Here is an 11,853-nt window from a genome sequence, read left to right as displayed (position 1 = left end):
GGTTTACTATAAAGGCACTATCCAAAAGGGTAGTGCCTTTAATTATATAGAAACACGAACAGTGACCTACTAATTCGATAATACATTATAAATTAGTTCCCATACAACTTAGATAGCATAAGAAGCAATTATTGAAGGAACCACACAAAATAATTTCATTTCGCCACATATATCCATATAATGTATTACTATTTGCCATTTCATAGCATAATAGCTTAATGCCAATATTAGATTATTATGAAAAATGTGTTAATCTAATAAATGATAGTGACTATTCAGAATATTTTATAACTGGTATTTGTTTATTTTCAATTAAAGGTGGTTTCATTAGGGGGAAAGTTAGATGTACGTTGAAGTGGATAAGATTAAGTTTTATTACGAAGAGTTTGGTCATGGATTACCTATTATCCTATTTAGTGGGTTCGCTACCGATTCAAAATTCATGCAGAATGGTTTTGAGCCCATTTTTCAAAATTATAATGACTCATTGAAGAGAAAATATGTGGATCATCCTGGTGTAGGTCTAACAGAATACGCAAACGATGTAGGGATAAATATGATTTTAAATATTTTGTTAGAAATACAGTAGGTGACGAAGAATTCCTAATGATAGGAGCTTCTTTTGGTGGATATATTACACTTCATTTATTAAATTCTTTTCAAAATCGTGGAGCTTTCTTTCTTTATCCACTTGTTATTCATAGATTAGATCAAATAAATATTGAAGTTAATATCAATAAATACAATAGAGTAACTAAGATAGAGGAAGATCTTGATAAATTAATTAAAAATGAGATTTCTAATTCCATGAGACATACTAATATGAATTTTCTAAATAACCTTTTGTTAGAAGCACAAGAAACAGAGATGAATTTAGATTTACCTTATTTAGTAAGCCAGTTTGCATTTTATTGGGAAGGTAAGACGCTGATGTTGGTTACATAGATGCTTTTAACTTATTACATCTATACCCTAAAGCAACCTATAGTGTGTTAGACAATGCAGGTCACAATTTGCACTTTGAACAGAATAATATAATTAATATATTTGTTAAAGACTGGTTAGTTAGAGTAAATGAAACAAGTATAATTATTACCACATAATACTAATTCTTACCTGTTATGTCCGCTAACAGATGTTTCGATGATGATTATCTACTCATTAATCATTTGGCAAAGTGCATGAGATTGCTGAAAAGTGCACAAATGAAATTTTGATTACTAATGTTTTTGCAATTCAAGGTAATTGAAAGGATTAGTGGGAATAAGAGAAATAGCAACATGACCGTTGTGTTTAAGTTTAGTAAAGGAGATGATTTTTGTGGACTTAATAGATGTTATACATGGCCATCGGTCGATACGAGAATACGAAGATAAAGAAGTGAGTAATGAATTACTAGATCAGATCTTAGATGCGGGTATTCGTGCTTCTTCGAGTGGCAATATGCAAGCCTATTCGATTATCGTCACAAAAGATAAAGAGCTTAGAAAAGAATTGTATGCTGCACACATGGAACAATCAATGGTAGTCGATGCCCCTATTTTATTAACTTTTTGTGCAGACTTCAATAGAATGAGAAGATGGCTTTCGCTTCATGAAGCTCCTCAAAATTTTGATAATATTATGAGCTTTATGATTGGTGCAATCGATGCAACTTTAGTATCACAAAATTGTGCTTTAGCAGCAGAAAATGCAGGACTGGGTTTATGTTATATGGGATCTACACTTGCTAATTGTGACCAAATAGGTAAGATTTTGAATTTGCCGGCAAATGTTGTTCCAGTAGTTGGGTATTCATTAGGGTATCCTGCGGAAAACCCTAGCCAACGTGACAGATTACCAAGGAATGGGCTTGTGCATTATGAGCAGTATAATGATTATTCAAATGAAAGTATCCTTGAAATATACAAAGAGCGAGAGGAAAAGGGTTGGCAGCGGTACATGGCAAATCCTGAACTTAAGGAAATGATAGAAAAACTAGGATTACAAAATCTTGCTGAAATTTATACGGTTGCCAAGTACACAAAAGAATCGCATCAGGAGTTTTCACAAACAGTGCTTAACTATTTACGTAAACAAAATTTTATGAATAATGATTGATATATTGCTGATTCGTACAGTTCATTTTAGTAACTCGTTTAACACAAGATCCAGGTGAAGGTGACTTAGATTAGTATCTTGCCTTTGTGTTAGAGGTAGTAAACTGGGACAAGGGACCTGTCCCCATGTCCCAGTTTACCTTAATATCTATAGGCACCTTCACATGTGTTTGCTTGTGGTTCGTAATAACAATGCTGCTTATATTGCCCTGTATGTGGCTGGTTATACCAAGTAGGTGGGCATTCAGCATACGGATTGAAATACCATAGTGCATATTTGGCAGGATGTTGTCTCCAACTTTCCAATGTTTGTTTAGCTAACTTCTTTTCTACACCCCTAGCTCTGTTATAAAACACATTACCTTTTTGAACAGCCTCAAAGGAATAATTTCCACCCTGTACTTGATAAATTACATCGCGTATGGACCTTAGTTCTTTAAAATCTAAACAATTAGCTTTTAGCCGATTCACTATGACATTCCCAACCATCAGCATTCCCAGTCGCCCTTCACCTTCCGCTTCGGCTCTCATCATCCTGGCCATTAAATCAACATCACTATCTGTGTATTTAACTCTTGGCACTTTTTCATCACCTCTAAATGTATTGTATTTTCCAAAATCAGAAAAATGTAGACTTTTTCTGATTTTGAACAGATTGGAATGACAACTCTTTTTATCAATTAACCCTTAATGTAAACAGTTCTAACTGCAAAGGTAACCTATGATCCCATTGGCATATAGTTATATAATATTGGGTTTCCAGAGAAGTGTTAATAAATTGTATGTAATCAAATAAATCAGGTGTCTTTATTTATAGGTTTGTTAAAAGAAAGAGGACTATTTTTTAATGATCTAATTTCAACTTTATAATAGGAACTTGGATAAATATGTTAATATTAAAAAAGGATGAATATGAGATAAAGGGCCTTTGTTGAAGGGTTCAAGAGTAATGCATTTAATTATAGCTAACCGAATAGCAGACGAATTAGAATTGACGGATAACTCATCATTCTTAGTAGGTGGGGTCGTTCCTGACGCTGTTTCACCTAAAGAGCTGTCTCACTTTTATAGTGGGGATAATGATGATTATTCAAGGAGTATCAATTATAAGGAGTTTTTGAAAAAAAACGTTTACATAGGGATTCTCCTTATATTTTAGGTTACTACACTCACTTAATTGCAGATGATATCTGGTTAAAGGGATTTTATTTACCTTGGCTGAAAAATAGATTAGAAAATGATGAGGAGATCTTTAATAGATATCACCATGATTTTCATTTGTTGAATGGCAAGTTATTAGAATATTATCAAGTTAATAATGGTTTAATAACTATTAATATGAAAGAAATTGAATTAGTTGAAATAGTCTTAAGTCTTAGTTTATCTATCGAAATATGGCGTTTTCTAAAAAAAATATGAAAGGCTAGGAGCTATTTAATTTTGAATTTGGTAAGTAGGGAGTGATGAAAATGGGATTTTTGGCTTTCATTATCATCTATTTCTTTGGAATAGGTGTGTTTGTATTTTTAATTAACCTAATGATTCTCTTATGTTTTGATAGGGTCAACAAAGTCATTCTAACCTTTACAAGTATGTTTGTGGGTTTTCTTTATACGATCATAAGAGAAATTTTTGAATTATGGATTTTTGCAGTGCTTTTTGTAGGTATTCATGCACTATTTGCTATTGGGGTAGCAACATTAATTAAAAAAAGACACATTAACAAAAATTCATCTTTGTAAGTATCTGTGTCAATGGGTTGATGGATTAGAAGCATCCATGTCCTACAGGAATAGCACGAGCCTGCAAATTCTGGAAGTACGTTTTCTGTACCAGAGGAATCAGAGGTCGTACCACCACGGAAAGTAGAGTATTCTGACGGAACAATACGAACACTTACAAGGCATTCATTTTACGTATTTTATCTCAACAGTTAATCAGAAAGCATCAAAGTTCTCTAAATGGAACCTAATAAATAAAATGGTAATTTGTACATTACTTCATCCGGGAAAAGGTAATAGTTTTTGTTTTATCTATCATGATGTTTTTCTGATATTCAAATATTCATTTGATTATCAAGATGGAAATTGTTAGAATATAATCAAATGAATATTTGAATAATGATGAGTGGAGGTTTACGAATTGGTGCAAAAGGATACTTGTGATATTTACTGTTACGATGAACCAAAAGTAAAACGAATACATGCAGAGTTACAAAGAGAAGATATTACTGGTGTTGCACAGTTATTTAAAGTACTTGCTGATGAAAATAGGGCGAAAATTTCCTTTGCATTATGTCAGGATGAAGAGTTGTGTGTTTGTGACATTGCTAACATCATCGGATCTACTGTTGCGACCGCTTCTCATCATTTACGTACTCTTCATAAACAAGGAATTGTCAAATTTAGAAAAGAAGGGAAATTGGCCTTTTACTCTTTAGATGATAATCACATTAAACAGTTAATGATGATCGCATTAACTCATAGGAATGAGGTGAAAGTCAATGTCTGAACAACACTCTAACACAACAGAGCAGGAAGTAACCTATAGGGTTCAAGGATTCACCTGAGCTGGCTGTGCGAAAACGTTCGAAAAGAACGTGAAACACCTGGATGGTGTTTTAGATGCAAGAGTTAATTTTGGAGCTTCCAAAATAACAGTAACAGGGGAGACCACAATCGAAGCACTGGAAAAGGCTGGTGCTTTTGAAAATTTGAAATTGCGTAATGAAAATGAACAAAAAGAAGCCCCAGAACCATTTTGGAAACAAAGAGAAAATATAAAAGTTTATATCTCGGCCTTAATTCTTTTGGCAAGTTGGATATTAGGACAACAATTTGGTGAGGAGCATCTTATACCGACGGTTGGTTATGCTACTTCCATTCTAATTGGTGGTTATTCACTTTTTTTAAAAGGGTTTAAAAATTTAGCAAGATTGAAATTCGATATGAACACACTCATGACGATTGCCATTATAGGTGCTGCAATCATTGGTGAGTGGGGAGAAGGAGCAACTGTCGTTATATTATTTGCTATCAGCGAAGCACTAGAGCGGTATTCAATGGATAAAGCTCGTCAATCGATTGAATCTTTAATGGATATAGCCCCGAAGGAAGCCTTAATTCGGCGTGGGAACGAAGAAATGTTGATTCAGGTTGAAGAGATACAAGTAGATGACGTTATGATTGTAAAACCAGGACAAAAGTTAGCAATGGATGGTGTTGTTATTCGTGGTATTTCTACCTTAAACCAGGCTGCTATTACTGGTGAAAGTATTCCAGTATCCAAAACAATAGAGGATGAAGTTTTTGCAGGAACATTGAATGAAGAAGGGTTACTTGAAGTAAGAGTTACGAAAAAAGTCGAAGATACTACTATTTCAAAAATAATTCATTTGGTGGAAGAAGCTCAAGCTGAACGAGCGCCTTCACAAGCGTTTGTTGATAAATTTGCTAAATATTATACACCGGCTATCGTTGTAATTGCCGCTTTAATAGCAATTATCCCACCGTTGTTTGGAGCTGATTGGAACTTATGGGTTTATCAAGGTTTATCCGTATTGGTAGTTGGTTGTCCATGTGCACTAGTTGTTTCAACTCCAGTTGCGGTTGTAACAGCTATAGGAAATGCTGCAAAGAACGGTGTATTAATTAAGGGTGGAATTCATTTAGAAGAAGCTGGAGCATTAAAAGCGATCGCTTTTGATAAAACTGGAACATTAACGAAAGGGATACCAACTGTAACGGATCTCGTAACATTTGCTAGGGATGAAAGAGAACTACTATGTATTACAGCTGCAATTGAAAAAGGATCACAACACCCTCTAGCTTCAGCTATTTTACGAAAAGCAGACCAAATTGAATTAGACTTTAATAGTGTTTTGGTTGATGAGTTTCAATCGATTACTGGTAAGGGTGTAAAAGCGAAAGTAAATAATGAACTATTTTATGTTGGAAGTCCAAATCTATTTGATGAGTTACATGAAAACATGGAACAATCAATTAATGATAAAATTACAGTATTACAAAATGAAGGAAAAACCGTTATGGTTTTAGGTACAGAAAGGGAAATACTCTCCTTAATTGCTGTAGCTGATGAAATTAGGTCAAATTCTAAGAAAGTAGTTGCTCAGTTAAATCAATTAGGAATCTCAACTGTAATGTTGACTGGTGATAATCAGAGGACTGCAGATAAGATTGGGAAACTGGTAGGTGTTTCCGATGTTAAAGCAGACTTGCTACCTGAGGATAAGCTAAACTTCATTAAAAAGTTAAGAAGTAATCATCAAAGTGTTGCGATGATAGGTGATGGTGTTAACGATGCGCCAGCACTGGCTGCTTCTACAGTAGGTGTAGCAATGGGTGGGGCTGGAACAGATACAGCATTAGAGACTGCCGACATAGCTTTGATGTCTGACGATCTTAGTAAGCTGCCTTACACGATCCAATTAAGTCGTAAAGCTTTAACGATTATTAAGCAAAATATTACATTTTCGTTAGCCATTAAATTAGTGGCTTTACTCTTAGTTCTACCTGGTTGGCTTACTCTATTTATAGCAATCTTTGCAGACATGGGTGCAACCCTTTTGGTAACGTTGAATAGTCTTCGTTTATTAAGGGTAAAGAGTAAACAATTTTAACAAAAATACTAGGGAAAAGGGTTATCCAGAGATGCATGGATAACCCTTTTCTATATTATCAAGCTATATGCTCTTACTACTTATGTAAGAAAATATATCTTCTAATTTGTAATCTTAAAATGGATAATTATGCTAAAATAAATGTTACACGTTTTAGAAATATGAATGATTGGATCTTTTTAGGGGGGAGAAAAATGTTTGTACATAAAATCGATGAAGAATTATCATTAAAGTTAGTTGAGCTAAAGGATGCGGAACGGGTCTTTGAGCTAACAGATGCTTCTAGAGAACATCTACGTGAATGGCTTCCGTGGTTAGACATGACTACTAGCGTGGAAGATACAAAAGCATTCATTAAATCTAGTAGAAGAGGCTATGCAGATAATCAAAGTCTAACAACATTTATTTTATATAATGGTGAGATCGTTGGTACTGCTAGTTATAACAAAATTGATTGGACAAATAAAATTGCTTATATAGGTTATTGGTTAGGAAAGGACTATCAAAGTCAGGGGATTATGACAAGAGTAGCAAAGGCACTAACTGATTATGCTTTTAACGAATTGGGTCTTAATAAAGTTGATATAACCGCTGCTGTGGAAAATATGAAGAGCAGGTCCATACCTGAAAGATTGGGATTTGTGAACGAAGGCTGTATTAGACAGGCTGAATGGTTATATGACCATTATGTTGACCACATCGTATACGGGATGTTGGCTAATGACTGGAACAGCCAGTAACTACTTTTAAGCAGCCCTTCGACTTTGGTTGCTTGATTGAGGAAAACGTGAATTTAGTAGTAATCTACACTAATTAGTAAAGGGGATAAAGTGTTGAAGATTATAAAGCAAAGTAAACAAGAGGAAAGTGATTATATTAGAAAGAAAGTTATCGAACATAATATGGAGCAGCTACCAGACGAGTTAAAAACCCCAAAGGAAAATATTTCCTTTACCATGAAAGATGATTCAGGCGAAACAATAGCTGGAATAACGGGCACGATGTATTGGCATCATTTGCATGTGGATTTCTTATGGGTTGATAAAACTGTCAGGCACAAGGGTTATGGAAGTAAACTATTAAAAGAAATGGAAGCTTTTGCGAGAGAAAAAAGATGTAGGTTCATCTATTTAGATACATTTAGTTTCCAGGCTCCAGAATTTTATAAAAAGAATGGCTATCAAGTATTTGGCGTTTTGGAAGATCATCCAAAAGGATTTCACCAGTATTTTCTACAAAAGAGGTTTGACAAATAATGTATTAATAAGTGATTGATTGTAACGAAAGCACTGCTATCTTCATTTGAAGAAGGATAAGATATTATACATAGGATTGCGATAATCTTATTCTTTAGGGGCATGCATTCCATATTAGATTGAGGGACCGTATATGAATCAGTTTATAACAGTAAATAATAATAGGATAGAAGTACTTTTAAAAGGGAGCAAAGGCATACCGATCATTATTCTGACAGGTATGGGTTGCTCATTTTATGACTGGTATGATGTGTCAGAGTCATTGTATTAGTCAAATAGAATAATCATGTTTCATCGGCCTGGTCTTGGCTTAAGTGACTTGGGTGAAAACATCCGTAATACACAAGCTGTCGTTATGGAGTTAAAGGAAATCATGTATCAATTGGAATTAAATCAACCGGTCATTCTAGTTGGTCACTCGTATGGTGGGTTATGTGCACAACATTTTGCCAAGAAGTTTCCTGAATTGGTTGCAGGGATGGTTTTAGTAGATTCCACTTCAGTAAATTTACACGAATTAGATCAATTAGTCCTACCAGTGTTAGATGGGGATGAAACGGACGAAAGTTGGTTAGAAAAATGTCGAACCTATTCTACAATGGAAAAAGAGGAATTAAGAGAATTAATATCTCTTTCCCTTAGTGATAAGCAAAAACAGTTTCCTATCGATATTCAAGATAGCTTGCTAACGTTTCAGATTAATCCTTCTATGTATAAGGCTATACACGATGAAATTAGCAATTGGAAGAAGGATGCAGACACAATCATAAAAATAGGTGAATTTCCTGACATACCTCTTGTAGTTATTGGTCGAGATAAAGACTACAATGTAAATTTGGGAGCAAAAGAGGGATTCCCAGAATGGGAGGTTAGACTGTTAGAGGAAAAGTGGGAAGAACTTATCATAAATCAGACTGACCTGAGTGTAAGTAGTGAGTTAATTTTTGCAAAAGAATCAAGCCACTCCATACATATAGATAGACCAGATGTAGTAATAGGAGCAATTAAGAAAATTGTTCAACAAATTTAAAAGGGTGAAATCAAGCAAGTAATCTTGTATATGGTTTCTACAGATAACATACAAAGTTTAGATAAGGGAGATTTTGATGAGTAACCAAGTTAATCACGTTAACTCTATAAATAAAAAAGCAATAGGTTCTTTTATGATCGGAATGATAGCTATTTTCGGTCTGATTTTTATTAAAGAAGGAACAATACTGAGTTTAGTAGGTTTACTTATTGGTGTGATCAGTCTGAAAGAAGGAAAACAGTTGAATCAAAGAGGTGCTATATTAGCATTAGTAGGTATCACCTTTAATGTAATAGGGTGTATAGGTTTTATATGGCTATTTATTTAATTTTAGATTACTAATCTTAATGAGAAAACTATAATAATAAGTAAGGAGAACCTGAAATGCCTAGTCCATTTGATTGCATTACTGAAATGCATTTACCGAAATAGAAGAGAGTATGTTAGATGTCGTACAGTATGATTGGAAGGGGAATGTTACGGAACAATTCATTGTCTCAAAAGATAATTTAGAGGGGCGTGTTATACAACAATCCCTAATAGTGTCAATTAAAGTTAAACAGGTATTTGCATCGCTCATTGTGCTTACTTTTGCTTTGATATTAACTGGTGTAGAGGTAATAGTATCAAAGAAGTTAAGTATATCAGTTAATCCCCTTAAATTTAGAAAAATACGGTTAAGACTATTCTATTTAACAGTAGTAGTTTTCATGGTAATGATACTAATTATTTCATTAGAATATCGTGATTTAATATTGGAGGGTAGGGTTTTATTAGACTTGTTAGGAGAAAGTAAGAAGAAATAGAGAGGTTACTAACCTACTGAAAGTAACGTCTCTATTTTTTCTTTAAAAACGGAAAAGAAAATACTAATCCTAGTAAATATAATAATACTAAAAAATAAACGGGTAATAAGTGTATAAACGTTGTATAGCCAATGTAAAGGTGTGTTCCTATTCCCGCCAAAAATGCAGGTAATGCTCCTAATGCAAGGGTGTTCCATACCCAACGTTCTCCTTTTCTGAAGCCCCATAAAGACACCATTAAAACGAGCAAACCTACACTTATTAAGGCGCTACCAAATCCTGCCCGATCATGTGCGATAACAGGAATCAATTGGTTACTAATACTGTCCAACATTTGTGGGGACATACACAAGAAGCTTAAGTCTGTTGTAACAAATACTTTAGAGACCCCAATTGCAGAAATAACAAATCCACCTACAATTATCATAAATCCTTGCATAATGAACAGGAACTGACCATAAAGACCGTATCTCCATGCTCGATCATTTTCTCCATGACTTGAACAAGGACTACCTGTAACTCTTTTTCCCTCTTTAAAGCTGGAATAATAGATTGGTAATAGCACAAGCCAAAATAGTCCGTGTAACCAATCAAAATATCCATAGCCAATAAATAGGAATATTCCTAGAAATCCTATGATTGCTGCACTGTGGAAAGCAACCTTTGTCCAATGTAAGTTATTTTTAATGCCATGACGTGCAAGTTGGATATACAATATTCCTCCAGATATCATCGTTCCAGCCAAGGCCATTCTATCGTGGGACATGAAGGAGAGGATGAGTGGATTTACTTGTAAAATCTCAGCTCTCGTTAAACCGATAAAAGACTCATCATAGGGGAGGATAATACTGGTAAGTGCAAAATATAATGCAATAAAACCTCCAATTAGAATAGAGAGCCCAAAAAGAAATGACCAGTACCAATTGTGGTGAATTTTATCTAATTTTAGCTGTTCATATAATACGCGCTCATGTATTCGCTTAGGTAATCCAGGGCCTGCTTTTACATACCCTTCCTTTACCATTACCAAATCTGCACCAGCATCAATTAAAGACAGAGCCTCATCCGGTTTCTCTACTCCACCAGAGGTTAAGATTGTTAGGTTACGCTGCATTTGTGTAACTCTTTTGACGGCGCTAGATAGATTTGTATTTGCTTCTGCCACTTCCTGAAAATAGTTGTCGTCATTTCGATAGGAAGCAGAGATAACCACTCCATCTATACCTAAAAGTTCTGTAGTATTCCATTCTCTATTTAATACCTCATCTGCCGCCATAGATAGATAAAAAGAACACCCTAATTCCATCATATTCTGATCTACATATGCTTTTATCTGCGCACTTGTCCCAATAAAAGCATTAACAAAGGGTGCTAAGTGCTGGACAATGGAGTTCCATTCGCTTTTAGTTACTTGAGTATCGATCTTAGCAAAAATAGGAATCTGAATATCTAATCGTGTCAATTGCTTAATGGCTAATCGGAGAGAAACTTTCTCTGGATTTTCTGAGAACAAAATAGAATCGTTTTTTCTAATTGGCTTATCTTGTACTTTAGGTTCAGTAAGGACGATAGGCCCAATTTCGATAAATCCAAACCCCAGCTCCTGAAATGCCTTTGTACCTGATAAATTAGGATCAATACTACTACTTAATCCAACAGGTGAGCAATAATGAACATCATTAATCTCCTTTTTCAAGTGAAGCGGAGGTTTCATATGTCCTAAAAATCCAATAAGATTCCGACCGCCCGGAATGGAGGCAATATAACTCATCGATCTATGAATGAACTCTCGACTTGTTGTAGGAGATAACTTATTTAGCATTAATACTTTTAATGGATGATAAGACCAATCAGGCATATATTTCACCTTCCTAAAATAACGTTCTGACCTGTTTGATACGATTTATTTACTTATATTAATTCTATCATTGTTTCCACTGATCATGAACCTAATGAAGTAAAAAGGCATCGTTCACCTGGGATAACGATTTAAAAAGCTTTAATATGATAAAATAAAAATTAG

Annotated in this window: 15 protein-coding genes; 13 read left to right on the top strand and 2 right to left on the bottom strand. The window is 34.5% G+C overall.

The genetic code is table 11. From position 1 onward, the window contains the following. The first annotated feature begins 343 nt into the window (after positions 1-343). From H7K77_RS06985 to H7K77_RS06975, 3 genes are all read left to right on the top strand, one after another. Positions 344-589, top strand: a complete 246-nt coding sequence (locus H7K77_RS06985; RefSeq protein WP_186577011.1) for an alpha/beta fold hydrolase — start codon at positions 344-346, stop codon at positions 587-589. A 17-nt stretch (positions 590-606) separates the two neighbouring features. Beyond that, positions 607-945, top strand: coding sequence for a hypothetical protein (locus H7K77_RS06980; protein WP_186577010.1), 339 nt, complete (start codon positions 607-609; stop codon positions 943-945). 375 nt (positions 946-1,320) lie between these two features. After that, positions 1,321-2,100 (top strand): nitroreductase family protein, encoded by a 780-nt coding sequence (locus tag H7K77_RS06975; RefSeq protein WP_186577009.1) that lies wholly within the window; start codon positions 1,321-1,323, stop codon positions 2,098-2,100. A gap of 140 nt (positions 2,101-2,240) precedes the next feature. Here the strand turns inward: H7K77_RS06975 and H7K77_RS06970 are convergent, their stop codons facing one another. Further along, positions 2,241-2,681, bottom strand: a complete 441-nt coding sequence (locus tag H7K77_RS06970; RefSeq protein WP_328701057.1) for a cell wall hydrolase — start codon at positions 2,679-2,681, stop codon at positions 2,241-2,243. 367 nt (positions 2,682-3,048) lie between these two features. On the opposite strand from H7K77_RS06970, the gene H7K77_RS21815 reads away from it, so the two are divergent. From H7K77_RS21815 to H7K77_RS06925, 10 genes are all read left to right on the top strand, one after another. Further along, complete coding sequence (locus H7K77_RS21815; RefSeq protein ID WP_186577008.1) at positions 3,049-3,258, top strand: hypothetical protein; 210 nt, start codon at positions 3,049-3,051, stop codon at positions 3,256-3,258. 310 nt (positions 3,259-3,568) lie between these two features. Beyond that, on the top strand, positions 3,569-3,841 hold the full coding sequence (locus H7K77_RS06960) for a hypothetical protein (RefSeq protein WP_186577007.1): 273 nt from the start codon (positions 3,569-3,571) through the stop codon (positions 3,839-3,841). Positions 3,842-4,241: 400 nt separating this feature from the next. Continuing rightward, complete coding sequence (locus H7K77_RS06955) at positions 4,242-4,610, top strand: ArsR/SmtB family transcription factor (RefSeq protein ID WP_186577006.1); 369 nt, start codon at positions 4,242-4,244, stop codon at positions 4,608-4,610. Then, positions 4,603-6,738 (top strand): heavy metal translocating P-type ATPase, encoded by a 2,136-nt coding sequence (locus tag H7K77_RS06950; protein WP_186577005.1) that lies wholly within the window; start codon positions 4,603-4,605, stop codon positions 6,736-6,738. Before H7K77_RS06955 ends, H7K77_RS06950 begins: the two co-directional genes overlap by 8 nt. A 194-nt stretch (positions 6,739-6,932) precedes the next feature. Beyond that, complete coding sequence (locus H7K77_RS06945; RefSeq protein WP_186577004.1) at positions 6,933-7,478, top strand: GNAT family N-acetyltransferase; 546 nt, start codon at positions 6,933-6,935, stop codon at positions 7,476-7,478. Between the two features lie 93 nt (positions 7,479-7,571). Continuing rightward, positions 7,572-7,994: a GNAT family N-acetyltransferase gene (locus tag H7K77_RS06940; protein WP_186577003.1), complete on the top strand. Its 423-nt coding sequence runs from the start codon at positions 7,572-7,574 to the stop codon at positions 7,992-7,994. A 133-nt stretch (positions 7,995-8,127) separates the two neighbouring features. After that, positions 8,128-8,265: a hypothetical protein gene (locus H7K77_RS21230; protein WP_235988858.1), complete on the top strand. Its 138-nt coding sequence runs from the start codon at positions 8,128-8,130 to the stop codon at positions 8,263-8,265. Positions 8,266-8,280: 15 nt separating this feature from the next. Further along, positions 8,281-9,024 carry an alpha/beta hydrolase gene (locus H7K77_RS06935; RefSeq protein WP_235988857.1) on the top strand — a complete coding sequence of 248 codons (744 nt, stop codon included), beginning with the start codon at positions 8,281-8,283 and terminating at the stop codon, positions 9,022-9,024. Positions 9,025-9,100: 76 nt separating this feature from the next. Then, entirely contained in the window at positions 9,101-9,352 is a 252-nt protein-coding gene (locus H7K77_RS06930) for a hypothetical protein (protein ID WP_186577002.1), read from the top strand. 112 nt (positions 9,353-9,464) lie between these two features. Next, the gene (locus H7K77_RS06925) at positions 9,465-9,830 is read left to right on the top strand and encodes a hypothetical protein (protein ID WP_186577001.1); all 366 of its coding nucleotides are present in this window, start codon (positions 9,465-9,467) and stop codon (positions 9,828-9,830) included. Positions 9,831-9,861: 31 nt separating this feature from the next. On the opposite strand, the gene H7K77_RS06920 is transcribed toward H7K77_RS06925, so the two are convergent. Further along, positions 9,862-11,688 carry a beta/alpha barrel domain-containing protein gene (locus H7K77_RS06920; RefSeq protein WP_186577000.1) on the bottom strand — a complete coding sequence of 609 codons (1,827 nt, stop codon included), beginning with the start codon at positions 11,686-11,688 and terminating at the stop codon, positions 9,862-9,864. Positions 11,689-11,853: the final 165 nt, after the last annotated feature.

Origin of the sequence: Aquibacillus kalidii (genome assembly GCF_014280935.1) — a bacterium.
Classification (GTDB): domain Bacteria; phylum Bacillota; class Bacilli; order Bacillales; family Amphibacillaceae; genus Aquibacillus_D; species Aquibacillus_D kalidii.
This window is presented reverse-complemented; position numbering and strand designations above follow the sequence as displayed.